22 protein-coding genes and 2 pseudogenes are annotated in these 25,263 nt (G+C 65.5%); 20 read left to right on the top strand and 4 right to left on the bottom strand.

What is annotated here, in order from left to right:
* Positions 1–200: 200 nt before the first annotated feature.
* From IPN92_19145 to IPN92_19130, 4 genes are all read left to right on the top strand, one after another.
* A complete protein-coding gene (locus IPN92_19145) occupies positions 201–890 on the top strand; it encodes a response regulator transcription factor (GenBank protein ID MBK8640292.1) in 690 nt (229 codons plus the stop codon).
* Positions 877–2,208, top strand: coding sequence for a HAMP domain-containing histidine kinase (locus IPN92_19140; GenBank protein MBK8640291.1), 1,332 nt, complete (start codon positions 877–879; stop codon positions 2,206–2,208). Before IPN92_19145 ends, IPN92_19140 begins: the two co-directional genes overlap by 14 nt.
* Before the next feature lie 88 nt (positions 2,209–2,296).
* A complete protein-coding gene (locus IPN92_19135) occupies positions 2,297–4,144 on the top strand; it encodes a SulP family inorganic anion transporter (GenBank protein ID MBK8640290.1) in 1,848 nt (615 codons plus the stop codon).
* A 60-nt stretch (positions 4,145–4,204) separates the two neighbouring features.
* Positions 4,205–4,723, top strand: coding sequence for a universal stress protein (locus tag IPN92_19130; GenBank protein MBK8640289.1), 519 nt, complete (start codon positions 4,205–4,207; stop codon positions 4,721–4,723).
* Positions 4,724–4,752: 29 nt separating this feature from the next.
* Here the strand turns inward: IPN92_19130 and IPN92_19125 are convergent, their stop codons facing one another.
* Entirely contained in the window at positions 4,753–6,171 is a 1,419-nt protein-coding gene (locus IPN92_19125) for a dihydrolipoyl dehydrogenase (GenBank protein MBK8640288.1), read from the bottom strand.
* Positions 6,172–6,321: 150 nt separating this feature from the next.
* Here IPN92_19125 and aroA point away from each other — a divergent pair, with 150 nt between their 5' ends.
* From aroA to IPN92_19105, 4 genes are all read left to right on the top strand, one after another.
* Positions 6,322–7,644, top strand: a complete 1,323-nt coding sequence (gene aroA, locus IPN92_19120) for a 3-phosphoshikimate 1-carboxyvinyltransferase (protein MBK8640287.1) — start codon at positions 6,322–6,324, stop codon at positions 7,642–7,644.
* Positions 7,641–8,417 (top strand): (d)CMP kinase, encoded by a 777-nt coding sequence (locus IPN92_19115; GenBank protein ID MBK8640286.1) that lies wholly within the window; start codon positions 7,641–7,643, stop codon positions 8,415–8,417. The genes aroA and IPN92_19115 overlap by 4 nt, the downstream gene beginning before the upstream one ends.
* A 356-nt stretch (positions 8,418–8,773) precedes the next feature.
* Entirely contained in the window at positions 8,774–10,453 is a 1,680-nt protein-coding gene (rpsA, locus tag IPN92_19110) for a 30S ribosomal protein S1 (protein MBK8640285.1), read from the top strand.
* A gap of 131 nt (positions 10,454–10,584) precedes the next feature.
* On the top strand, positions 10,585–10,896 hold the full coding sequence (locus tag IPN92_19105; GenBank protein ID MBK8640284.1) for an integration host factor subunit beta: 312 nt from the start codon (positions 10,585–10,587) through the stop codon (positions 10,894–10,896).
* A gap of 133 nt (positions 10,897–11,029) precedes the next feature.
* Here IPN92_19105 and phoB read toward each other — a convergent pair whose 3' ends face one another.
* Positions 11,030–11,716 (bottom strand): phosphate regulon transcriptional regulator PhoB, encoded by a 687-nt coding sequence (gene phoB / locus IPN92_19100; GenBank protein ID MBK8640283.1) that lies wholly within the window; start codon positions 11,714–11,716, stop codon positions 11,030–11,032.
* A gap of 243 nt (positions 11,717–11,959) precedes the next feature.
* On the opposite strand from phoB, the pseudogene IPN92_19095 reads away from it, so the two are divergent.
* Both IPN92_19095 and IPN92_19090 read left to right on the top strand, forming a co-directional pair.
* Positions 11,960–12,694: pseudogene (locus IPN92_19095) on the top strand (MBL fold metallo-hydrolase).
* An 81-nt stretch (positions 12,695–12,775) separates the two neighbouring features.
* A complete protein-coding gene (locus IPN92_19090; GenBank protein MBK8640282.1) occupies positions 12,776–13,327 on the top strand; it encodes an NUDIX hydrolase in 552 nt (183 codons plus the stop codon).
* A gap of 1,109 nt (positions 13,328–14,436) precedes the next feature.
* Here IPN92_19090 and IPN92_19085 read toward each other — a convergent pair.
* On the bottom strand, positions 14,437–14,916 hold the full coding sequence (locus tag IPN92_19085; GenBank protein ID MBK8640281.1) for a DUF2939 domain-containing protein: 480 nt from the start codon (positions 14,914–14,916) through the stop codon (positions 14,437–14,439).
* A 140-nt stretch (positions 14,917–15,056) separates the two neighbouring features.
* Between IPN92_19085 and IPN92_19080 the strand changes: the two genes are divergently transcribed.
* A complete protein-coding gene (locus tag IPN92_19080) occupies positions 15,057–15,731 on the top strand; it encodes a DUF4126 domain-containing protein (protein ID MBK8640280.1) in 675 nt (224 codons plus the stop codon).
* Positions 15,732–15,734: 3 nt separating this feature from the next.
* Entirely contained in the window at positions 15,735–16,979 is a 1,245-nt protein-coding gene (locus IPN92_19075; GenBank protein MBK8640279.1) for a multifunctional CCA addition/repair protein, read from the top strand.
* Positions 16,980–17,001: 22 nt separating this feature from the next.
* Here IPN92_19075 and IPN92_19070 read toward each other — a convergent pair whose 3' ends face one another.
* Positions 17,002–18,603, bottom strand: a complete 1,602-nt coding sequence (locus IPN92_19070; protein MBK8640278.1) for a putative DNA binding domain-containing protein — start codon at positions 18,601–18,603, stop codon at positions 17,002–17,004.
* A gap of 140 nt (positions 18,604–18,743) precedes the next feature.
* Between IPN92_19070 and IPN92_19065 the strand changes: the two genes are divergently transcribed.
* The 8 genes and pseudogenes from IPN92_19065 (at position 18,744) to IPN92_19030 (ending at position 25,253) form a co-directional block, all read left to right on the top strand.
* Positions 18,744–19,217 (top strand): PH domain-containing protein, encoded by a 474-nt coding sequence (locus tag IPN92_19065; protein MBK8640277.1) that lies wholly within the window; start codon positions 18,744–18,746, stop codon positions 19,215–19,217.
* Between the two features lie 3 nt (positions 19,218–19,220).
* Positions 19,221–19,517, top strand: coding sequence for a hypothetical protein (locus IPN92_19060; GenBank protein MBK8640276.1), 297 nt, complete (start codon positions 19,221–19,223; stop codon positions 19,515–19,517).
* A gap of 20 nt (positions 19,518–19,537) precedes the next feature.
* Positions 19,538–20,780 (top strand): annotated as a pseudogene (locus IPN92_19055) (paraquat-inducible protein A).
* A gap of 173 nt (positions 20,781–20,953) precedes the next feature.
* A complete protein-coding gene (locus IPN92_19050; protein ID MBK8640275.1) occupies positions 20,954–21,592 on the top strand; it encodes a superoxide dismutase in 639 nt (212 codons plus the stop codon).
* 180 nt (positions 21,593–21,772) lie between these two features.
* Positions 21,773–22,345 carry a hypothetical protein gene (locus IPN92_19045; GenBank protein ID MBK8640274.1) on the top strand — a complete coding sequence of 191 codons (573 nt, stop codon included), beginning with the start codon at positions 21,773–21,775 and terminating at the stop codon, positions 22,343–22,345.
* A 118-nt stretch (positions 22,346–22,463) separates the two neighbouring features.
* Positions 22,464–24,128, top strand: coding sequence for an MCE family protein (locus tag IPN92_19040; GenBank protein ID MBK8640273.1), 1,665 nt, complete (start codon positions 22,464–22,466; stop codon positions 24,126–24,128).
* Complete coding sequence (locus tag IPN92_19035) at positions 24,125–24,730, top strand: membrane integrity-associated transporter subunit PqiC (GenBank protein ID MBK8640272.1); 606 nt, start codon at positions 24,125–24,127, stop codon at positions 24,728–24,730. The genes IPN92_19040 and IPN92_19035 overlap by 4 nt, the downstream gene beginning before the upstream one ends.
* A 211-nt stretch (positions 24,731–24,941) precedes the next feature.
* Positions 24,942–25,253: a helix-turn-helix domain-containing protein gene (locus IPN92_19030; GenBank protein ID MBK8640271.1), complete on the top strand. Its 312-nt coding sequence runs from the start codon at positions 24,942–24,944 to the stop codon at positions 25,251–25,253.
* Positions 25,254–25,263: the final 10 nt, after the last annotated feature.

Below are 25,263 nucleotides of genomic sequence, written 5' to 3'. Positions count from 1 at the left end.
GCCCATGGCCGGACTCGCCATCCCCTCCCCGGGAACCCGCCAGGCTCCCGCGACCTCCTCCACCGTGCGACGCCACGGGACCCGATCGGCTTTAATCACAACGACTATTCCTGCGCCGTGCAGGCAAAGGGAAAAGGTCCCCCACCCTGATCAGGCGCTACCATAGGAGCGGGTCATTGGGTCTGGCGGAGGGGTCGCACATGCATTTGCTGATGGTTGAAGACAATCCGGATCTGGTCGCCAATGTCGTGGACTTCCTCGAGGGGCACGGGCACACCCTGGATATCGCCTACAACGGCTTCGCCGCCCTGGGGTTTGCCCTGGAGCAGAACTACGACGCCATGATCCTGGACCTGATGCTGCCGGGACTGTCCGGTTTCGAGGTCTGCTCCCGATTGCGTGCCGCGGGTCTGGCCCTCCCGGTTCTGATGCTCACCGCCCGCGACGGGCTCGACGACAGGCTGGAGGGGTTCGCCAGCGGGGCGGACGACTATCTGGTCAAACCCTTCGCCTTGCTCGAACTGGAGGCCCGCCTGCTGGCCATCGTCCGGCGGGGACAGTCCGGGGCACCGGGGGGCGGGGCTGAACATCTGCGAGTGGCGGACCTGGATCTGGACCTCGCCACCCGGCGTCTGACCCGCTCCGGCCGCCCCTTGGAATTGCCTCCAATCCCGATGAAGCTGCTGGAGGCCCTGATGCGCCGCGCCCCGCATCTGGTCAGCCGTCCCGAGCTGGAACGTGCCGCCTGGGGCGACCAACCCCCGGATAGCGATGCCCTGCGTGCCCATCTGCACCTGCTGCGCCAGGTCATCGACAAACCCTTCCCGCACCCGCTCCTGCACACGGTCCGCGGTTTTGGCTACCGGTTGGGGCAGAATGACACGCCTTAGGGTCACGCTGCGGCTGCGGGTCGCGGCCGGCTTCGCCCTGCTAGGCTTGGCCGTCAGCCTGGCCCTGGGGGGCTGGCTTTATCTCGCCTCCAGCGACCTCGAGCAGCGCCTCATCGACGAGGCCCTCGGCGCCGAGCTTGAGGACTACCAGGCGCGCCTGGCGCGCAACCCCAAGTCCTTGCCCCCGGACACCGCGACCATCCGCGGTTTCGTCGCCCGCCCCGACGGCACCGGCGACCAGCCCCCGCCCGCTTTGCGCGACCTCCCCAACGGACGCCATACCCTGGATCTGGACGGGGTGAGCTACCGGGTCCTGATGCGCGTACGTCCGGAAGGCGATCTGGTCATGTTGCATAACCGGACCCAGGTGGAACGCCGCGAGGAGCGCTTTGCCCTGATGCTGATACTGGGCATGACCCTCACCATCCTGCTGTCCGCGGCGGGTGGCTGGTGGCTCGCCGGGCGGGTCATAGCCCCGGTGCGAGAATTGGCGGAGCGGGTACGGGGTCGCGACCCCGCGGCCGGGCCTATGTCGGCCGTCGATGAGGCGGGCGATGTCCTGCCGCAGGATGAGGTTGGCGAGCTGGCCCAGACCATTGAGGGCTATGTACTGCGCCTGAGGGCCTTCGTCGAGCGTGAGCGCGCCTTCGTCAGCGACGCCAGCCATGAGCTGCGCACCCCCCTGGCGGTGATCCAGGGGGCGGTCGAGGTCCTCAAGGCCGATCCGCGCCTGGACGACCGCACCCAGGAGCGACTGGACCGCATTGCCCGGGCTACCCGGGGCATGACGGACCTGACCACGGCGCTCCTGGTGCTCGCCCGCGAAGGCCGGACCGGCCCAGCACCCTCCTGCCCGGTGGCCAGGGTCCTGGCGGAGGTGGTCGAGCTGCACCGCCCCCTGCTCCTGCACAAACCCGTCGTTCTGGAATGCCTGGTGAAGGCGCATCCCATCCTGGCGGTGGAACGTCCCCTGTTGGCCATCGCCCTGGGCAATCTGCTGCGTAACGCCTGTGCCTACACCGAGCAGGGCCAGGTGACCCTAACCCTCGACGCAACCGGGTTCCGGGTCGATGACACGGGCCCCGGAATCCCGCCCGAGGAACTGCCCTGTCTGTTCGAGCAGGGCCCTGGCTGCCGGCGTCAGGCGCGCGGCGAGGGCATCGGCTTGCCGCTGGTCAAACGCATCGCCGACCACCAGGGGTGGGGTATCCGGGCCGAGAACCGCCCCGGGGAAGGTGCCAGCTTCCGACTGGAGTTCCTGCCCGGGCCAGGGGAGGCATTCCAGGTCCATCCTGATGCCCCCTTTACCCCGCCTTGACGCCTTCTTAACGCCGTCTTGACCTTGGCTTTGATACGCTGTATCTCGTCCGGATTCCCCCGGATCATCCCTTCGAGGAGGTGTATCGATGTCGTCTTCCCCGGCACAAAACGGCCCGCCCCCGGTCCAGGCCAAGCCGTTTTCCGGCCCAGCCTGGCTGACGCGCCTCTTGCCCTTCCTCCGCTGGTCGGGCCGGGTCAATCGCGGGACCCTCAAGGCCGACCTGCTGGCTGGACTGACCGGCGCCGTGGTAGTCCTGCCCCAGGGCGTGGCCTTTGCCACCATCGCGGGGATGCCACCGGAGTATGGGCTCTATGCCGGCATAGTCCCGGCCATCGTCGCCGCCCTCTGGGGCTCGTCCTGGCACCTGGTCTCCGGGCCGACGACGGCCGCTTCCATCGTGGTCTTTTCCGGGCTTTCCGTCATGGCCGAACCCGGGAGCCCGGACTACATCCGCCTGGCCTTGACCCTGACGCTGATGGTCGGTGTTCTGGAACTGACCATGGGCCTGGCTCGTCTAGGGTCTCTGGTCAACTTCATCTCCCATTCGGTGGTCGTGGGTTTCACCGCCGGGGCCGCCTTCCTGATCGCCGCCAACCAGTTCAAGAACTTCTTCGGGATCGAGATCCCCCGCGGGCTGCACTTCCACGAGATGCTCGGGACCCTGCTGCTCAATGTCGAGCACCTGAACCTCCTGGTCACCGGGGTGGGTATCGCCACCCTGGTCATAGGGCTAGCGGTCCGCCACTGGTATCCCCGTGTCCCCTACATGATCGTCGCCATGGTGGGTGGGAGTCTGATCGCCTTCGCCCTGAACCAGCTTCTCGGGTTGGACCACACCGGTATCCGCACCGTCGGCGCCCTGCCGGGGGGGCTGCCACCCCTGTCCATGCCCGACTTCTCCCTGGACACCATCCGCCAGCTCGCCCCGGTGGTCCTGGCGACGACCCTGTTCGCCCTCACCGAGGCGGTCTCCATCGCCCGCTCGCTCGGCGCCCGTACCCACCAGCACATCGATGGCAATCAGGAGTTCATCGGCCAGGGGCTATCGAACATCGCCGGCTCCTTCTTCTCCGGCTATGTCGCCACCGGGTCCTTCAACCGCAGCGGGCTCAACTTCCAGGCCGGGGCCAAGACGCCCCTGGCGGCGGTTGCCGCCGGCGTCTTCCTGGCCGGGGTGGTGGTCCTGGTCGCCCCGCTGGCGGCCTATCTGCCCAATGCGGCCATGGCGGCCATCCTGTTCCTCGTCGCCTGGGGCCTGATCGATTTCCATGCGGTGCGCAATATCCTGCGCACCAGCCGCGCCGAGACCGCGGTCCTGGCGGTGACCTTCTTCTCCACCCTGTTCCTGGAGTTGGAGTTCGCCATCATGGCCGGGGTACTCCTGTCCCTGGGGCTGTATCTGAACCGCACCTCCCGCCCCAAGCTGGTCTCCCGGGTTCCCGATCCGAGCGCGCCGGGACGCGACTTCGTCACCAACCCGGCCTTGCCGGAGTGCCCGCAGTTCAAGCTCGCCCGCCTGGACGGTTCGCTCTTCTTCGGTGCCGTCAGCCACGTATCGGAGGGCCTCGCCCTCTGGGAACAGCGGAACCCCGGCCAAAAGCACCTGGCCATCTCCGCGACAGGCGTTAACTTCATTGACGTGGCCGGGGCCGAATTCCTCGCCGAGGAGGCCAGCCGTAGGCGCGACCAGGGCGGCGGTCTCTATCTGATCCGTCTCAAGCCGGGGGGCCGCGAACCTCTGCGGCGGGGCGGCTATCTCGAGGCTATCGGGGCGGAGAACCTGTTTTCCGGCAAGACCGAGACCATCGCCGCTGTCGTGCCCAAGCTCGACCCCGACATCTGCCGCACCTGCACCGCACGGATTTTCCGCGAGTGCGCCGGGCAACCCGGGGCCCAGCCCACCAGCCCAGCGGTCATGCCTGCGTGCCCTTGAACGCTTCCCTCCCCCTCATGGCCATTAAGGGTCCCCGGGCCATCACCAGAGGCTAAGAATATGTCCAACCCGATCATCCTCGCCGCGGTAGACATCGACGCCCGCGCCAGAGCCGTCATTGCCCACGCCGCCCGCCTTGCCGCCCTGTGCCAGGGTCGCCTGGTGGTAGTCCATGTCGTCGATTACACCGGCGGTGATGAAGACGATCACGGGCTTCCCCAACCCCCGGGGGTAGTCCTGGCGGACATGGTGCGTCACGCGCGGGCCACCTTGTCGGGCATGGTTCACCACCTGGAACTGGCGAAGGATTGGGTCGAGATCCAGGTCCCCACCGGATCAGTGGTGGAGACCCTGGCCGATCTGGCCGCGGCATGGCATCCGAACTATGTCCTGATTGGCGCGGCGCGTTGGGGAGTCCTGAGCACGACGGCGGGGCTGGGCACGGCCCTCAAGGCCCGCAACGGCGGGGCACTCCTGGTCGTGCCGACCGGGGACGGGGTCGCACCCCAGGGCCTGATGGCCCGGGTGCGCCATTGGCTCGGAGAGGATCTATCGCTCCCGGCCGGCCCGGGGCACTGATCAGCCGCAGGCCCGACCCCGGATCGGGATCACGCATCTACCTCTACCTCTTCCAGTTCCAACAGTCCACCGCTGTTCTTGGCATCCACCTGACGGTAGAGGTCGTAGAGAGCCGCTTGCAGGGCCTCCTCCATGACGGGGTGGTAGAAGGGCAGGCGTAGCATTTGACCGGCCGTGAGGCCCAGGGTGATGCTCCAGCAGATGAGATGGGCCAGGTTTTCGCCCTTGGCACCTATCATCTCCGCGCCCAACAGGCGGCCGCTGGCCTTGTCCCCGTAGAGGCGCAACAGGCCCTGGGTCTGGCCCATCACCAGGGCACGACCCACGGGGGCAAACTTGATCTGACCGATGGCGGTCGTGGCGGGGTCGAGTTCGCTGAAGCGGGCGCCCATGGCGCAGATGTTGGGGTCGCAGAAGGTGATGGCGATGGGGACCTTGCGGCGGAAGGCCGTGTGGCCGCGGCGGGTGGCATTGAAGCCGGCGATTTTGCCCTCGTCGCCCGCCTCGTGGAGGATGGGGCGCTCCCCATCGACGTCGCCGGCGATATAAACCGGCAGATCCCCGATTTGCAGGGTGCGGCTATCGAAGGGCGGCAGGCCCCGGCGATCCAGGGGCAGGCCGAGGCATTCCAGACCCAGCCCCTCGACATTGGGCACCCGCCCGATGCAGCAGAGGACCCGGTCCACCCGCACGCTCCGGTCGCCGGCGCTGACCCGCAGCTTGTCGCCTGCTTCCTCGATGCGGGCCGCCTGGCCCAGATACAGGGGAAAATCCTTGCCGATGATGGCCTTGGCCTCGGCCAGCACCTCCGGGTCCGTGATGCCGCCGATAGTATCGAGTTGATCGAAGCCGGTGACCTCGACCCCCAGGCGCGCAAGGCTCTGGCCCAATTCCAGGCCGATCACGCCCAGGCCGATGACGGCCAGGGAGGCCGGCAGGGATTCCAGCTCGAACAGGCTGTCGCTGGTGATGAGGCGGTCGCCGAAGGCCCGCCAGGCCTCGGGCACCAGGGGCCGGGAGCCGGTGGCGATGACGACGGCACCGGCGCGGATGCGTTGGCCGCCGACCTCGATCAGGGTCGGTTCCAGCAGGCGGGCATAGTCCTCGATAAAGACCTCGGGGGCCATGCCGTCGGTGCTGTTGGTCAGGACGCGATCAACCAGGGTGTCACGGATGTGGCGGACGTATTCGAGGGCTTCCGGGGCGTCCAATCGCAGTTCCGCGCCACCGGAGACGCCGTAACGCCGTAAATGGGTGCCCTTGTGGAAGTCCTCGGCGACCTGGATCAGGGCCTTGGAGGGCATGCAGCCGACCCGGGCGCAGGTGGTGCCAGCCTCCCCGCCATTGATGAGGACGAAGGTCTTGCCGGCCCGGCGGACCTGGCCCATGGCGTTGAGGCCGGCGGTCCCGGAGCCAATGATGGCGACATCAACGAATCTTTCTTCCACGATGAATACCTCGACGGCGGGTTAGGGAATGGCTTGCGACGGGCCGTCAGTGTAGTTTTTCTTGGCCGGATTGTCCGCCCGGGGTAAACTGCCCCGGTGTTAATCTTCTCGATTCCTGATCCAGGGCAACCCCTTAAAGGCGTAAGGCGCATGAGCGGCGGTATGGCTTCCAGCTTTTTGATGGCCCCCGGCGGGTCGCTGCGCGGGCGTCTGCGGGTGCCGGGGGACAAGTCCATCTCCCATCGCGCCATCATGCTCGGGGCCCTGGCCGAGGGCCAGACCCGCGTCAGCGGCTTTCTGGAAGGCGAGGACAGCCTCGCCACCCTGGCGGCCTTTCGCGCCATGGGGGTGCGGATTCAGGGACCGGAGGGCGGAAACCTCATCATCGATGGCCTGGGTCTGCGTGGCCTCAAGGCGCCAACGGGCCCCTTGGATCTGGGCAACTCGGGCACCTCCATGCGCCTGCTGTGCGGGCTGCTGGCGGGGCAGGGATTCGCGGTCACCTTGGTAGGGGACGCCTCCCTGACCCGGCGCCCCATGCGGCGGGTCACCGAGCCCCTGGCCCTGATGGGTGCCCGCATCGAGGCCAGCCCCTCGGGTACCGCCCCCCTGCGTGTCCAAGCCGGCGCTTCGCTCCAGGGCATCGACTACGCCTTGCCCGTGGCCAGCGCCCAGGTCAAGTCCTGCGTCCTGCTGGCGGGTCTGTTCGCCCAGGGCCGCACCTGCGTCATCGAGCCGGCGCCCACCCGCGATCACACCGAGCGCATGTTGGCGGGCTTTGGCTATCCGGTCCAGCGCCAGGGCGCGACCGTCTGCCTGGAGGGGGGCGGGCGGCTGGTGGGACGCGAACTGGAGGTGCCGGCGGATATCTCCTCCGCCGCCTTCTTCCTGGTCGGGGCCAGTATTGCCCCGGGTTCCGACCTCACCCTGGAGCACGTCGGCATGAATCCGACCCGGGTGGGGGTGCTCAACATCCTCCGGGCCATGGGCGCCGATATCCAGGTTATGAACCCCCGGGACGCGGGGGGCGAACCGGTGGCGGATCTGCGGGTGCGCTCGGCGCCCCTGCACGGCATCCGTATCCCCGAGGACCAGGTGCCCCTCGCCATCGACGAATTCCCGGCTCTCTTCATCGCCGCCGCCTGCGCCGAGGGGGAGACCCTGCTTACGGGTGCCGAGGAGTTGCGGGTCAAGGAAAGCGATCGCATCCAGGTCATGGCCGATGGCCTGAAAGCCCTCGGCATCGCCAACGAACCCCGACCGGACGGCATCCGCATCCAGGGTGGCCGGCCCCACGCCGGCCGGATCGACAGCCAGGGCGATCATCGGGTCGCCATGGCCTTCGCCATGGCCGCCACCCGCGCATCGGGCCCCATCGAAATCCGTGACTGCGCCAATGTGCGGACCTCCTTCCCCGGTTTTGCCCGCCTCGCCAGCGGCGCTGGCCTCGCCATCGAGGAGGTGGAGTCATGACCCTGCCCCCCGACTCGACGGCGGATGCTCCGACCGCCCCGGCCCTGGTTGGCAGAGCCAACCCTGGCCATGGGGGAGTTCCCGCCGGACTGCCCCAAGTTCCGGTCGTCACCCTCGACGGCCCCTCGGGGACCGGCAAGGGCACCATCGCCAGCCTCCTGGCGGTACGCCTGGGCTGGCATTGCCTGGACAGTGGGGCCCTGTATCGGGTGCTGGGGCTGGCGGCGGGACGCGCCGGTATCGATCTGGAGGCGGGCGAGGCCCTGGCCCACCTGGCCACGGGGCTGCAACTGACGTTTCACGAGGGTCGGGTGCTGCTGGATGGCGAGGACGTCTCCGGGGCCATCCGCACCGAGACGGCGGGCAACGCCGCCTCCCGGGTCGCGGCTCACGGCCCGGTACGCGACGCTCTCCTGGCCTGGCAGCGGGCGGCGGCGCGGCCGCCAGGACTGGTGGCCGATGGGCGCGACATGGGTACCGTCGTCTTCCCCGAGGCCCCCGTCAAGATCTTCCTCACCGCCAGCCCCGAGGAGCGGGGTCGGCGCCGCTATCTTCAGCTCCGGGAGAAGGGCCTGGGGGTCAACCTGCCGCAACTGGTGCGGGATATCGCCGAGCGCGACGCGCGTGACAGCCAGCGGGCCGTCGCCCCCCTGCGCCCGGCCGCCGACGCCCAACTGGTGGATACCACCGGCATCGGTATCGATGCGGTGCTGGAAGAGGTGTTGGGCGTTCTGCGGGGGCGGCTTGGGGTTCTGGCGACGGCGGCCGGCTAGCTGCCGGTGGCCGCCAGGTGTCGGCCGTCCGATGGGTGAATCGACAGGGAATCAAGATTATCAGCGTTTTAGGCGATGCCGGGACTCCGACCCGCGCGGCATCCTGCCTGTCCAGTCCGGTCAAAATCATGATTTTGACCGGAAAACGGCTTGATTCCGAAAGTCTTTTCGGTCATCCTTCCCGGTCTGTCGTCCCGGCTGGTCCGGGTCAAGTGGTCATTCGGGAGTCATGCCGCCGCAGCGACGCAGCCGGCGATGTGGATTTCCCAAGGCGGTCGCCGGCGGGCGGCCTTTTTTCAACCAAACCATCGGTCTCTCGGGATCGAGCCCACGCCGCGTCAGGAAACCTTTAACCCATGAGCGAAAGCTTTGCCGAACTCTTTGAACAGAGCCTCACCGTCAATCAACTGCAGCCCGGTACCATCATTACCGGCACTGTGGTCGCGATCACCTCTGAAGTGGTGGTGGTCAATGCTGGCCTGAAGTCCGAAGGCATTATTCCCAGATCCCAATTTCTCGACGTCAATGGCAACCTGGAGTGTGCTGTGGGCGATGAGGTACGGGTCGCACTGGAGGCCGTCGAGGACGGCTCGGGTGCCACCCGCCTGTCCCGCGAAAAGGCCAAGCGCCACGCGGCCTGGGAATTCCTGGACAAGGCCTTCGAGGCCGGTGAGGCCGTCAAGGGCATCATCAACGGCAAGGTCAAGGGCGGCTTCACCGTCGAGCTTGACAGCGTGCGCGCCTTCCTGCCGGGCTCCCTGGTGGACGTGCGCCCGGTGCGCGACACCTCCTACCTGGAAGGCAAGGAACTCGAGTTCAAGGTCATCAAGCTGGACCGCAAGCGTAATAACGTGGTCGTCTCCCGCCGCGCGGTGGTCGAGGACGAGTACAGCGCCGAGCGCGAGGCCCTGCTGGAGAAGCTGGAAGAGGGCATGCAGGTCAAGGGCGTGGTCAAGAATCTGACCGATTACGGTGCCTTCCTGGATCTGGGTGGCATCGACGGTCTGCTGCACATCACCGACATGGCCTGGCGGCGCGTCAAGCACCCCTCCGAGGTGGTGGAAATTGGCGACGAGATCGACGTCAAGGTCCTCAAGTTCGACCGCGAGCGCCAGCGGGTCTCCCTGGGCCTCAAGCAGATGGGCGAGGACCCCTGGGTCAACATTTCCCGTCGCTATCCGGAAAGCACCCGCGTCTTCGGCAAGGTCACCAACATCGCAGACTACGGCTGCTTCGTGGAGATCGAGGAGGGCGTCGAGGGTCTGGTCCACGTCTCCGAGATGGACTGGACCAACAAGAATGTCCATCCCAGCAAGATCGTGGCCCTGGGTGACGAGGTGGAGGTCATGGTCCTCGATATCGACGAGGAGCGCCGCCGTATCTCCCTGGGCATCAAGCAGTGCGCCATGAATCCCTGGGACGAGTTCGCCCTCAACCACAAGAAGGGTGATCATGTCAGCGGCAAGATCAAGTCCATCACCGACTTCGGCATTTTCATCGGCCTGGATGGTGGCATCGACGGCCTGGTTCACCTGTCCGATATCTCCTGGGAGGAGGGCGGTGATCAGGCCCTGCGCCGCTACCAGAAGGGTGACGAACTGGAGACGGTGGTGCTGTCGGTCGATCCGGAGCGCGAGCGCATCTCGCTGGGCGTGAAGCAACTCGACAAGGACCCCTTCTCGGCCTTCGTCGCCGCTCATGAGAAGGGCAGTATCGTCAACGGTACCATCATGGATGTGGACGCCAAGGGGGCGACTATTGCCCTGGGTGATGGCGTGGAGGGTTACCTGCGTTCTTCCGAGATCTCCCGGGACCGCATTGAGGATGCCCGTGCCGTGCTCAAGGCCGGTGAGCCCATCGAGGCCAAGTTCCTGGGCGTCGATCGTAAGAACCGCACCATTTCCCTGTCCATCAAGGCCAAGGATCATGACGAGGAGTCGGCGGCCATGAAGGGCTATGCCCGCGAGGCCCAGGCGGGTACCGCTACCCTGGGTGACATCCTCAAGCAGCAGATGGAAGAGGCGGGTCGGGGCTAGAAGTTCTAGCCTCTGACCCGACCGTCCGAATGGCGGCGCCTCCCGAGGCGCCGCCGTATCGGTGAAATCCTGTCTATTTCAGCGGCGATTTGCCCAGCATCGCGGGCCAACCCAGAGGGGAAACCAGCATCATGACCAAATCCGACCTGATCGAAATCCTGGCCGCCAAGCCGGATCATCAACTCCCCTATAAGGATGTGGAACTGGCCGTCCGCCACCTCGTCGAGCGCATGAGCAATGCCCTGGCTGCGGGCGAACGTATCGAGGTACGCGGTTTCGGCAGCTTTTCCCTGCATTTTCGCCCGCCGCGCGTAGGCCGCAACCCCAAGACCGGCGATGCCGTGGCCCTAGCGGGCAAGCATGTCCCCCATTTCAAGCCGGGCAAGGAGTTGCGGGACCGTGTCAACGATGCCTATCAGCACGAACTGGCCACTGGCGGCTAGTCCCCATTTTTACCCCCTTCCCGAGGGATGCGGGGAAGTGATTAAGGTGTCGCGTAACCAGGATCGAAAACGAAGGCGTCAGGGATAGAATCGATCCCTGACGTTGCCATGGAGTCCGCTCCCGGGGTGCCTGTCAGGGCTTGTCGGAAAAGCGATAACCGATACCCCGCACCGTCTGTAGCAGACTGTCGTGGCCAGTATCTTCCAGGGACTTGCGCAGACGACGCACATGGACGTCAACCGTGCGCTCCTCGACATAAATCTGTTCGCCCCACACCTGATCCAGGAGTTGGGAGCGCGTGAAGGCGCGCTCGGCATGGCTCATGAGGTAGTGCAGCAGGCGAAACTCCGTGGGGGCGATTTCAAGACGTTGGCCATTGGCGGTGACGCGATGGCTGATGCTGTCGATCCGCAGGCCGCCGATCTCGATCTGGTCCGAGGGTGTTTCGGGCCTGGAGCGGCGGAGCACGGCATTGACCCGCGCTACCATCTCGCGCGGCGAGAAAGGCTTGGCGATGTAGTCGTCCGCCCCCGTTTCCAGACCCCGTATTCTGTCCTCCTCCTCGCCCCGGGCACTCACCATGATGATGGGGGTGGCGCGCGTCTTAGGGTTCTGTTTGAGTTGCAGGGCCAGTTCCAGGCCGGAGCGGCCGGGCAGCATCCAATCCAGGAGAAGGAGGTCCGGGTCCTCGGCCTGCATCAGCTTGCGGGCCTCATCGGCATGACCGGCCTCCAGAACCCGGAAACCCGATCCCTCTAGGGCAAACCGCATGACTTCACGGATATCGGGCTCGTCATCGACGAGGAGGATGGTCGCCATAATTTTGTGGGTCCCGGCAGGCTTGGATGGCGGGTGAGGGGTTTTAACTTTGTTGGGATGCGATTTGGCCATAAGGTATCTTATTGGGGTCCCATGACAATTTGATGACTGCCAGGGGCCTTGATGTCCGGGGAAAGACCCCAACGGAAAGGCTGTGTTAAGGCCAGCGCCGGATAGGGTCTCTGGGGTAAGATAATCCCCAAACCGCGATTTACCAACGACTTCCCCCCGTAGCGCAGGCCCATGTCCGAATTCTTTCTACGCTTTCTGGGTGTCGGTAACGCCCACGCACCCGGCCTGGGTTCCTCCGCGGCCGTCCTGGAACTTGGTGCCGAGCCCTGGCTGCTGATCGACTGTGGTCCGGACAGCCTACCGGCCTATGTGGAGACCTACGGTGGTCTGCCCACCGCCATCTTCATTACCCATGCTCACTTTGATCATATCGGTGGCCTGGAGGCCCTCTTTTACCGGCTGGCGACGGCCGCCAGTCCGGTAGAACCCCCACGCCTCATGGTCCCGGTCGAACTGGTGGCCGTGCTCCAGCGGCGGCTGGCGGATTATCCCAATCTCCTCGCCGAGGGGGGGTGCAACTTTTGGGATGTCTTCCACCTGATCCCGGTCTCGGAGCGCTTCTGGCATCGGGATCTGCGCTTCAGCGTCTTTCCGGTCCGGCATCATGACTATCTCGCCGCCTTCGGCCTGGCCCTGAAGGGGCGCTTTCTCTTCACCGGCGATACCCGGCCCATTCCCGAGATACTCAATCGCTATGCCAGCCGGGGCGAGGCTATTTTCCATGACTGTGGCACCCGTTCCAATCCTTCTCATACCGGATACCAGGATCTGGCCCGCGAATACAAGCCCGAGCAGCGCGGGCGTCTGGTCCTCTACCACTATGGCTCCGAGGCCGATGGCCAGATGCTGGAAAGTCAGGGTTACCGCGTCGCCAGGCGAGGAGAGCGACTGGCGCTGTCCCACCCCGGGCCTGAGCCCCTGGCCTGGTCCCCCGGGCACCGCGAGACGCGGGAAATCCTCCTCCATCCCGACTCAAGAACCGCCACCATGCCCGCTACCCCCCCGATCCTCTTTCGCGGGCGCATCATCAGTCTGACTCAGGAGTGCGTGCGGTTACCCAACGGCCATGAGGCCGAGCTGGAAATCGTCCATCACCCGGGAGGGGCCGCCGTCGTGGCCCTCGATCAGGCGGACCAGGTCTGTCTCTTGCGGCAATATCGCTACGCCACGGGCGGCTGGCTCTGGGAACTGCCCGCCGGCAAGATCGACGACAGGGAACCGCCCACCCAAACCGCCCGGCGCGAACTGGAGGAAGAAGCGGGTCGGGAGGCGGCCGAGTGGCGGGAACTCGGCTTCATGCACAGCTCCCCCGGCATCTTCACTGAGGTTGTGTATCTCTACCTGGCCCGGCACCTGACCCCCGTCGCGCTTGGCCACGAACAGGAGGAGGTTATCGAGGTGCACTGGCTGCCCTTAAACCAGGCCCTGGAATGGTGCCGCGATGGTACTATTTCCGATGCTAAGACCCTGATTGGTCTGTTTCGTGCCCAGGCCCTGCTGGCTGGAGCGTCCGAGAATTGTGATCCTAGTATGGATTGATGCGGCGTCTCTTGATAGCCACCAGGAAGACACAAATATCAGTTACGAAATCTCCGTTTCCCCATTACCCCAAGAATAAGAGTAACTCAATGAAACCAAGGCGGATCTATCGCAATGTCGTGACCGCTTCCCTGTTAGCCCTGGCCCTTGGCCTGGGTGGGTGCGTGGTGGGGGCCAGTTCCTACTATCCAGGACCCGGGCCCCTCGAAAACGATTTCTGGTTTTATCCCTCCGTGGGCGTCTACTACGACAACCAGCGGGGCTATTATCACTACAATTCCGGTGGAACCTGGGTCGAGACGACGGTCTTGCCCTCCTATCTCTACAGCGGCCTGGGCACCTATGTCGTCCTCGACAACCCGGGTCCGCGGCCCTGGTACTACTACAACAATCACCGGCGCTATTACCCCGCCGAGCGTTACCGGCATTATCCACCCAACCCGCCACCCCGGTACGGACACCGGCCGAGATGGGATGATGATCAGCGTCCCGTTGATAGGCCACCCCTTTCGGGCGGACGGACCCCGCCAGGCTATCACCGGCCAGGTGGGGATAACGTCAGGCCGGGTTACCGACCCCCGGGTGACAATACCGTCTGGTCTGGTTCCAGGCCCCCGGGGGGGGATCGACCCCCACCCGGCCAGGCTCCCCGGCCAACTCCGCGCCCCCAGCCTCAGCCTTGGCGGTTAGGAGAGGACCCTGGTTTCGGTGATGGGCCGCGTACCAACGAACTCCCGCGCAGTCAGAGACCGGGTCAGGCCTATCCTCCCCGGCCGGTGGGCAATCAACCGAGTCCCCGGCCCCAGCCCCGGCCCATGCCGCAACCGCGCAATGAGCCCCCCAGGAGCGGACCCGGAGGTTCTCCCCTGGGGCCTTATACGCCGCCAGCCGGCAGGCCCGGTGGACAGGTTCCGCATGGCAAGCCGCGCGTCCCACCACCCAGTTCCGGGGACACCTCATCCGAGCCCGGTTCAGGCCCCTTTGGTGTCCAGGGCGGCCCCTCACCGGGCACTAGTTCCCGCCCCCGTTTGGGGCCCATGGCGGAATACTAGCCAGCCGTCATACCGGCCGGGGGGTCGGGCCTCCGGCCGGCCAGGTTCCGCCTCCGGTCAGCGGACGATATCCGTCATTTTCCAGGTCACGCCTTCCAGGTGGAGGCGGACGTGAGCGTCGTTATAGCCAAGCTTGCCCAGCCGGACGAGGAAGTTGTTCCAGGATTCGAACATGGCGAAATCGACGGCGGCGAGGAAGTAGGCCGGGCGTTTTTCCGTCGCGGTGGTGGCGGCATCGCGCAGTTGGCTCTGGACCCATTCGAGGTTGATGGTGTCTTCCAGGGCGACCTCGCCCGCCCGCTGCAGGCCCTGCTGGAACCAGCCCATGGGATTGTTGGCGGTCGTGAGATTCTTCAGCCCCAACGCCCATTCGAGGCGCTGCCTGGTATTGTCCCGAATGGCCTCGAGATCGGTGAGGGGGGCCAGGGCGGCGGGTTCGGCCCGACCGAGGGCATCATCGATGCGATAAAGGTGATAGTAGGGCCAAAAGATGAAGACAAGGATGAAAACCAATAGGAGCGAAACCAGAAATCGCATGACGACCTGCCGACCGGATTGGTCGCGTTGGGGAAGAGGGGTGCCATTCTAGCCCCCCCTCAATCCCCCAGCCAGGGGCTAGCGCCAGGACAGGCTATAATGGTCCAGGTATCCACGAGATAACGGGGGTCGATTCGAAGATGGAAGATATCACCCAAAGCCTGGCGCTGACCCTGGGTGTGGGTTGGGCCAGCGGCATCAATCTCTACGCCGCTATCCTGGTATTGGGCTATCTAGGCCTGACCGGGCGCATGGATCTGCCCGCGGGCCTGGAGGTTCTGAGCGATCCCCTGGTGATGTTCACCGCGGGTTTCATGTATCTGATGGAGTTCTTCGCCGACAAGACCCCGGGCGTGGATACCGTCTGGGACGGCATTCACACCTTTATCCGCATCCCCGCCGGGGCCCTCCTGGCGGCGGGGGCGGTGGGTGATATCGGTCCCGGCGCCGAGCTCGCGGCGGCCCTGGCCGGGGGAGGGCTGGCGGCGGCCACCCATGCCGCCAAGGCCGGTGCCCGCGTCATGATCAATACCTCGCCCGAGCCCTTTTCCAATTGGGCGGCCTCCTTCGCGGAGGATTTCGCCGTGGTGGGCGGTTTGTTGGTGGCCGTTAATCACCCACTGGTTTTCCTGGTCCTGCTGGTCCTCTTTATCCTGCTGTTGATCTGGCTGCTACCCAAGCTCTGGCGCGGCATCAAGCGCGTTTTTGGCGCCCTCGGGCGTTTATTCGGGGCCAGGCCCGCGGCGCCTCAGCCTCGGCCACCTCAGCCACCCGGTGGGCCACCCCGGCTGGAACGGCCGAAAGGGGAGGATTGAGGCATGCTTCCTGGCGTCAAGACCTATCTCGTCGGTGGCGCGGTCCGCGACCGGCTCCTGGGGCGGCCAACGACGGAACGTGATTTCGTGGTGGTCGGGGCCACCCCTCAACAGCTTCTGGACCTGGGATTTCGCCAGGTCGGGGTGGATTTCCCCGTCTTCCTGCACCCCAAAACCAAGGATGAATACGCCCTGGCGCGCACCGAGCGCAAGACCCTGCCGGGTTATCGGGGCTTCGTGGTCCATGCCGAGCCGGATGTGACCCTGGAGGAGGACCTGCGCCGCCGTGATCTGACCATCAATGCCCTGGCGGAGGACGAGGCGGGCGGCATCATCGACTTCCACGGTGGCTTGGCGGATCTGGAGGCCCGGCGGCTGAGGCATGTATCCGAGGCCTTCACCGAGGACCCGGTCCGCATCCTGCGCGTGGCGCGCTTTGCCGCCCGCTACGCCGATCTGGGCTTCGAGATCGCCGACGAGACCCTGGACCTGATGGGTGCCATGGTCGCGGCCGGGGAGGTGGACGCCCTGGTGCCGGAACGGGTCTGGCAGGAACTGCACAAGGCCCTGGCGGAGACCAGGCCCTCGCGCTTCTTCGAGGTTCTGCGCCAGTGCGGTGCCCTGGCGCGCCTCTTCCCGGAGTTGGACCGGCTCTGGGGCGTGCCCCAGCCGATTCAGTGGCATCCGGAGATCGATGCGGGCGTCCACGTCATGATGGTGCTGGATATGTCCGCCCGGGTCTCGGGGGAGACGGAGGTGCGTTTCGCGGCCCTGACCCATGATCTCGGCAAGGGCATCACCCCAGGGGACATCCTGCCGAGCCACAAGGGCCACGAGGAACGGGGGGTTACCCTGATCCATGACCTCTGCGAGCGTTACCGGGTCCCGCTCCGCTACCGGGAACTGGCGGTGATCGCCGCCCGCTATCACGGCCTCATCCACAAGGTTGCCGAATTGCGGCCCACGACCCTCGTCGAGGTCCTGGAGAGCGCCGACGCCTTCCGGCGACCCGAGCGGTTTGAACGGCTGTTGCGGGTCTGCGAGGCGGATTACCGTGGGCGCGAGACCTACCAGGAGCGCCATTATGTCCAGGCCGATCATTGGCGCGCCTATCTGGCGGCGGTCCGGGGGATCGATATCGGGGCCATCGCCCGCGGGACCGGGGAGCCGGGGCGGATCCCGGAGCGGGTGCGCGAGGCCAGGATCCAGGCGGTGCGAGCCATCCAGGAGGCGATCGCGACAATCTGACTGCCCGGGACCGCGGCGTCCCTCAGGCGCGATCCTGGATGTATTTCAAGGCCCGGCTCAGGCTGAGTTCGATGTTGGAGGGGCCGGTCCTGATCAGAAATGCCTCCTCGTTATTCTTGGCCCGCAGAAAAACGGGAGTGCGGGAGCGCTCGCACTCCACGGCGCCGATCCGCTTGGCCTCCAATTCGTAGAGTTCGAACCGCACCTGTTGGGCGTACTCGGCACCCAGATGTTGGTTGAGAAGATTCTTGAAGTGCAGTAGGCACTTGTCGTCGTTTTCGAAGCCGTCCGCCTCCAGACCGAGCAGGCTCCCATCGTCCGCCACCCCCAGCAGCAGGATGCCTCCCTCGGTGTTGAGGAAGGCCGTGACACCCTTGAGCCAGGCCAGCTCGATCTCCTTCCCGGGCCGGCCGGTGTGGAGGTTCTGCCGCATGGTGGATTTGAATTCGAGATGGGCGTCCTCCCCCCGGCCAATGAGGTCATAAAGGTCCCGTTCGGGATTGGCCTGGTCGATGGTCAGCCGCGGCAGGTCACGCAACTGGCGGCTGTATTTGCGGATCACCATGGCGGCCAGGCCAATGCCGAGTCCGGCGATGAGCAGGGTGGTCAGGGCCAGGACCGGCCAGCGGCTGGTGAGGGCGGCCCCGGAGGATTCGGGCATGGCGATGCCAAACCAGGCCCCCGCGGGGTTGTCCGAGAGGGGTCGAAACCCGCCCAGCCAGGCTTGGCCACCACTTAAGAAGGGCACCAACGCCTCGCTGGGCCGACCCGCGGCGCGCCAGGCGGCGGTGGCATCGAACAGAACGGGCCCCCCATGCTGGTTATGGGCGGAGAAGAAGTCGCCCTGATCCAGGCCCTGCTGGCCATCGGCATCGGGGAGATAGAGGCCGCCCCCGGCATCCAGCAGGAAGGCCTTGCCCTCGGGCCCCAGGGGCAGGCGCCCCAGGAAGTCCAGGATTTGACCCAACAGGAGGTCGAAGGCCAGGACGCGGGTCTCGCCGGTACTCTCCCAGGTGATGGCGGCGGTAACCCCCGGTAGCTTCAGGGACTGAAAGCGGTAGGGATCGCTCCAGCCGACCTGGCCATCGGCCGCCAGCGCCGCCTGGTACCAGGGCCGTTCGCGCGGGTCCAGATCCCAGGGGGCCTCCCAGGTGTCGAGAATGGTGCCCTGGGCGTCGAGTCGGGTCCAGGTCAACACCCCCGGGCGCCTCGGATCGCGCTGACTGACCAGCCAGTGATCCGCCTCGCGGCGCAGGAAGTATTCACCGCCAGACTGGTCAGCCAGGATAGCCCCGGAGATCTGTTCCAGGTGGCGCAGGATGGGGATAAAGCGCGCATTGAGCTGCTTGGCTTCCAGGCCTGCCCCCCCGCTCATGACCAGGCTGTCGCGGGCAATGACCAATTGGCGGGACAGGGGCTGGAGAAAATTGCCGACCTCCTCGCGGGCCATTTGGGTGGCATCGCCAACCCGCGCCGCCGCCAGGTCCCGTTTCAGCTCACTGATCAGCCCCCAGGCCACCAGGGCCAGCAAGCCGGCGGTGAAGAGGATGAGCAGAACCAGATCCCGGAAGAGGCGGGAGCGGATGGGTCGGGAGGCGGGCAGAAATAGCGGGGCGGTGGACATGACAACCAGTATAACAGGGCCCCTCCCGATCCCGCCGAGGCGACGGACGTCTGGGCCTGGTTGGGCTATGATGACCACCTTTCGGCTGGTACCATCCCGCTAGCCACGCACCCTCCATCCATTCCCATAGGAGTCCCCTCATGTCCCAGGTCCTGTATGAAGCCAGTCCCTCCCTGGTCCGCATGAACCCCTTCGGTTCGGTTCTCCTCATCCTGTCTCTGGTCGGGGGGGTGATTCTCGCCACCCCACCGGTGGCCAGCGGCCTCAGTGCCACCCTGGCCCTTGACTCCCGCGTCATCAGCCTGGTGGGACTGGCCGGCGCGGCCCTGGCCTTCCTCTGGCTGCTGGTCTGGTTCGTGAAGACCAAGATGGATCACCTCGTCATCAAGGCGGACGAGATCGTCTGGACCCATGGCCTCTTGAGCAAGCAGTACACGGAGATCGCCCAGACCTCGATCCGGACCGTGCGCGTCCAGCAATCCGTCCTGCAACGCCTCATGGGCGCTGGCGATGTGCTCATCTACACGGCGGGCGACATGCCCGAGGTGCTGATCCGCGGCCTCCCCGAGCCGGAGAAGCTGCGTCAATACACCAGCGCATCGGAACGGAGCTGAGCCATGGGCGCCCCCACTGGCGATCTCAAGCTGTTTGGCTTCCTGACCCTGGCGGCGCTGGCGATCATCGCCCTCCTGGGCTACTTTGGGGCGCCCCTGGTGGCGGAGGCCAGCGCCGCCCTGGCGCCGGGCATCGGCCTCAAGACCGCGACCCTCTGGGGCTTCGTGACCACGGTCGTCCTCTTCCTGGTCTTCGCTATGGTGGCGGGGGATGGCATCCTCGGTGAACTGCCCTTCATGCTGGGGGCCTTCTTCACCTTTTTCGCGATCCTCACCCTGTTGATTGCCTGGATATTCTGATCGCCGCCCTCACCCCGAGCATGGCCCGCGATCTCCTGACTCAATGCCATGAGTGCGACCTGCTGCAGCGCAACCCGCCGCTGCCTCCGGGGGGGGCGGCCCACTGTTCCCGTTGCGGGGCCCTCCTGCACCGGAACCGGCCGGACAGCCTGGAACCCGCCCTGGCGCTGACCCTGGCCGGCCTCATCCTCTTTCTGGTCGCCAACAGCTTTCCCTTTCTGGCCTTGGAGATGCAGGGCCAGGCCCGGGCCACCACCCTGACCACGGGCGTTATCAGCCTTTACGCGGAGGGTATGTGGGGACTGGCGGCGGTCGTGCTCTTTACCAGCATCCTCGCCCCGGGTCTGCAACTCGGCCTCCTGTTGATTGTCCTGATCCCCCTCAAGCTCGGCCGCCTGCCGGCGCGTTTCGCTACCCTATTCCGCCATGTCCGCACCCTGGCACCCTGGGGCATGATGGACGTCTTCATGCTGGGTATCCTGGTTTCGACCGTCAAGCTGGCCTCCATGGCCGCCATCGTCCCGGGCACCGGCCTCTACGCCTTTGGCCTGCTAATCCTGGTGCTGGCGGCCGCCCAGGCCTCCCTGGACCCGAATATCGTCTGGTCGCGCCTGCCAGATCGGGCCCAAGGGCCCTACCAGGCCGGGGGAACCGACCCGCTCCTGTCCCGTCTGTGACCTGGTGGTGCCGGAAAGGAGTCCCTACCGCCGCCATGGCCGCCCCTGCTGTCCGCGTTGTGGAGAAATCCTGTACCGGCGCAAGCCGCGCAGCCTACAACGCACCACGGCCCTCATCATGGCCGCCCTCATCCTCTATATCCCAGCCAATGTCCTGCCTATCATGCAGGTCACCTCCCTGGGCAGGATTCAGACCGATACCATCATGAGTGGCGCCCTCTATCTGATCGAAAGCGGCATGTGGCCCCTGGCCCTGGTCGTCTTCATCGCCAGTATTTTCGTGCCCATGCTCAAAATCCTGATCCTGATCTTGCTGCTGATTTCCGTGCGCTGGCGCTGGACCTGGCGGCCCCGGGAGCGGACGCAGCTCTACCGTATCCTTGAGCTGGTGGGGCGCTGGTCCATGGTCGATATCTATGTGGTCACCATCCTGGTCGCCCTCGTGCAGTTGGGCAACCTCGCCAATGTCGTCGCCCAGCCGGGAGCCATTTTTTTTGCCGCCGTGGTCGTGCTGACCATGCTGGCCTCCATGAGTTTTGATCCCCGATTGATCTGGGATAGGCCATCCCAGGAATCTGCACCCTAGTTTCCGCCCTTTAGCCCCCATCTCACGTCCACTACCGACCCCTGCACCTTCAACCCCATTTTTCCGAAGGCCCACCCACCTGGGCTTTGGACACCAGAGGAGCCGCACCCATGTCGCTACGCACCCTTATCCTTGCCCTTGGCCTGGTCACTATTGCCCCCGCCGGGCTGGTGATGTCCGCTACCGCGGCCCCGCCCGAGGCCTTCACCTTGGCCCCGCTGCCCTATGCCACCGCTGCCCTGGAGCCGGTCATCGACCAGCAGACCATGGAGATCCACCATGACAAACACCATGCCGCCTATGTCAAAAATCTCAATCTGGCGGTAGCGGCGGATCCGGCGCTCCAGGGCCAGCCTCTGGAAGCCTTGCTGGCCAATGTCTCCCGTCTGCCGGCGGCCGTGCGCAATAACGGCGGCGGCCACTACAACCACACCCTCTTCTGGACCCTCATGGCCCCGGTGGGGCAGGGGGGGGAGCCATCCCTCGCCCTTCGCACCCAGATCGACAAGGATTTTGGATCCTGGGATAAGTTTGTAACCGCCTTCGAGGAGGCGGGCCTCAAGCGATTCGGCTCGGGCTGGGCCTGGCTGGTGTGGGGCGATGGCCGCCTGCAAGTCATCTCCACACCCAATCAGGACAATCCCTTGATGGACCTGGCGGAGGTCAAGGGCGCCCCGATCCTCGCCAACGATGTTTGGGAACACGCTTACTACCTCAAGCACCAGAATAAGCGCGGTGACTACCTCAAGGGCTGGTGGCAAGTGGTCAATTGGGAGCGCGTGAATACCCTCTTTGGCGCGGCGATCCAATAAGGGCCCCCGGCCCCCGTGCTTCCGGCCGACTTCAAGCAGTGCTTAGGGCGCCATATGCACCCTTTTTCCATGCTTACTGCACCTAATTGACCGGCTGGGGGCTTATGCTTGTTTTCCAGGGACAGCAGGGCACGGCCCCCCGCCGACCCGGGTTACCCTTTTAACCAGTGGAGATTGGCCATGAATATGAATATGAAAATGACCCTTATTGCCAGCGCCATGGGCCTAATGGCGATGACCAGCGCGATTACGGCCCAAGCCTGTGGCGGTTTTGGCCCCGGGCAGGGACCGGCGAATTGCGGCATGATGCAACCGGGTCCCGCCATGGGCAGGGGCGGACGGGGTTCCGGCGGGGGAGGCCCTGGCGGGGGTGTCGATGCCCACATCCAACGCATGACGGTTATGCTGGGGCTAAGTCCAGAACAACAAGCCGAGATTCAGGCCATCCTGGAAGTCCAGCAGGCCACGCGCCAAGCCATGCAAGAGGCCATGCGCGATGCCATGAAGGAGCAGGTGGATGCGGTGCTTACCCCGGAACAGCGTGCCCGGCATGACCAAATGATGCAGATGCGCGGTCAAGGTGTTGGCGTCAAGAGCGGCGGCCGGGGCATGGGCCGCTGCGATCGTAGCCGGGGTCCGGGAGCGGGTAGGGGACCCGGGGCTGGATTTGGCCCTGGGGCTGCCCCGGCCCCTGGCCCACAAGCCAGCCCGGTGAACCTCGGCGTGCCAGCCGCGCCCATTCCGGCCAACTGAGCGAAGTTCTCCCCTTCGTATCCCCGATGGCAAGGGATTGCCGCCAACCGACCCTGCCCGCGAAGGAAAAGTCTAGCCCGATGATCTCGGGCGATGGGGGATATCTCGGATAGTGAAGATGTTGGAAGAGCACGCCACCGATAATTATCCCGAACCCCTGCCGGAGGCGGATGTAGTCCTCCCGGGGCGTCTCTCCACCATCTGGCTGATACCCCTGCTGGCCCTCGCCATTGGCGGCTGGCTGGCCTGGCAGAGCTACAGCCAGGGGGGTCCGGAGATCCAAATCGCCTTCAAGTCCGCCACGGGGTTGCAGGCGGACCGGACCAAGGTCAAATTCATGGATGTGGAAGTCGGGCAGGTGACCAGCATTTCCGTCAGCCCCGACCTTACCCATGCCCTGGTCAAGGCCCGCCTGCTGGCGGGCAGTGAACGTTACCTGAAGGACAAAACCCGCTTCTGGGTGGCCCGTCCGCGAATTTCCGCCACCGAGGTGACGGGGCTGGAGACCCTCTTCTCTGGCGCCTACATCGCGATCGACCCGGTTCTCGAGGGAGAGTCCAGCCGTGAATTCGTGGGTCTGGATTCCCCGCCCCTGGTCACGACCTCGGAACCCGGCAAGCACTTCATCCTGCACGCCACCAGCCTGGGGTCTCTCAATATCGGCTCGCCGGTGTTTTATCGCTCCATTCAGGCCGGTCAAGTGGTGAGCTACGACCTGGACGAAGATGGCCAGGGGGTGAGCATCCGGGTCTTTGTCTCGGCGCCCTACGAGCGTCTGGTGCTGACCAATACCCGTTTCTGGAATGCCAGCGGCCTGGATCTCAAGCTGACCCCCGAAGGCATTCAACTGGATACGGGGTCACTGCTGTCGATCATCATCGGCGGCGTCGCCTTTGACAACATCCGGTCCCTGGAGGACGAGGGCGGGCCGGCGCGGGATAATGACACCTTTCCTCTCTATGGCAATCAGGCCCAGGCCAGCGAGATTACCTACTCTAAAAAAGTGAACTATCTGCTCTATTTCGATGGCTCGGTACATGGCCTCGAAATCGGCGCCCCAGTGATGGTGCGCGGCATCAGGATCGGCAAGGTACTGGATATCCGGTTGGATTTTGATGTCGATAACCGCAACTTCCAGATTCCTGTTCTTATTGAACTGGAGCCCGAGCGCATCGACGAGGTGCAGGATATCCGGGAGCTGGAGGAACAGGACATGATGGCGGATCTGGTGGCCAACGGCCTGCGTGGTCAACTCAAATCCACCAGCCTGCTGACGGGCAAGCTCTATGTGGACCTCGATTTCCATCCCACCGCCCCACCCGCGCGCCTGGGTCAGCGGGGGGATTTAACCGTACTGCCCACGGTGCGCGCGCCCCTCGATGCCCTAACCAACAAAATCAGCGCCTTAATGGGCAAATTCGAGGCCCTGCCCCTTGAAGAGATGGGCAATGACTTGCGCGATGCCATCAAGGGTGCCAAGGGCTTCCTCAACTCCTCGGGGCTGGCCAACGCCCTGACCGAGATAGGTGGCGCGCTCAAGCAATTTCGCCTCACCGCCAGCAAGATGGACGAGCAGACCTTGCCGAAATTGGGCGAAGCGGTGGAACAGGTGCGGGCCACCTTCAAGTCGGCCCAAGGCGTTATCGCCCCGGATACCGCCCTCTACTACGACATCAAGCGGGCCCTGACGGAACTCTCCGCCGCGGCCCGCTCCATCCGCGACATGGCGGACTACCTGGAACGACATCCGGAGGCCCTGATCAAGGGCAAGGGGGCAAGATGAGGGGGCTCGGAGTTTTCAAAATCGGCCTGCCGCTCGCTGGCCTAGCCTGGCTGGCGGGTTGCGCCTCCTCGCCGGCGTCCAACTTTTATATCCTTTCGCCGCTGCCGGAGGCCAAGGCCCGTCAGGAGACCCTCGTCGAGGGCGAGGTCAGCCTGGGCATAGGACCGGTAACCCTGCCGGATTACATGGATAGACCCCAGATGGTGTCGGGCATTGTTGGGGCCGGGCGGATCGAAGTGGACGAATATCAGCGCTGGGGCGGTTCCCTGCGCGCCGATATCGTCAACACCCTCGGTGAAAATCTGGCCCACCTGCTTGGCACCAGCCGGGTTGTCATCCTGCCCGCCGAGGTCAAACTACCGGTCCAATATCGCCTGGTGGTGGATATTCTGCGTTTCGAGGCCGATAGCGACGGCCAGGCCCTGCTCAAGGCGCGCTGGGCCCTCATCGACCCCAGCGCCGAGGTGGCCCTGGCCATGCGCGAATCCTCCTTTCGCCAGCCCTTTGCCAAGGCCGGCCCCGATGCCCAGGTCGCCGCTCTCAGCGCCACCCTCGGCGATCTTAGCCGCGAGGTGGCCGAGACCATTCGCCGCCTCCCCTGACTTGGGCATTTCCTAAGGGAGCCTGGTGGCGGCTGGCTGGCCTCGACAGGATCTTTAGGGCGGCCCAGGCCGCCTCTCTCTTGGGCCAGGCCCCACCCCAGGCACCCACCCCCGACCCAGTCGGCCAGACCAAGCGCCGCTTCGTTGCGCTACGCCTTCCCCGGCTGTGCCGACATCCTCGGCCAACGGGTCACTGGCCGCTTTAGGCCCCTTGCGTGAGGTCAGGCGCCTGGGCCCGGGTCCCAGCCCCCGCGACCAGGCCGAGGGCCAACTCGCGGCCCTCCTGCGGGCGACCGGCATCCCGAGATCGGGGGTCTATCGCCCGGGGGAGGTGTGTCGGCTGTTGCGAATTTCCCGCTCCACGCTCCTGCAATTGTGCGCCCAGCGCGAACATCCGGCCGTCGGCCACCCCACTCCGCGCGGTCTGGGATCCTTTCTGGTGGGTTGTCACCATCGGATTCCGCATGAGGCCTTGGTGGAGTGGCTGGGCAGGAACCAGCAGTATGAGCGGGAGAGCGGCTGAGGGGGGCGGG

Source organism: Chromatiaceae bacterium, assembly GCA_016714645.1.
In the GTDB taxonomy this organism is placed as follows: Bacteria; Pseudomonadota; Gammaproteobacteria; order Chromatiales; family Chromatiaceae; genus M0108.
Note: the sequence above shows the minus strand (reverse complement) of the source record. Positions and strands in the feature narration are given on the sequence as shown.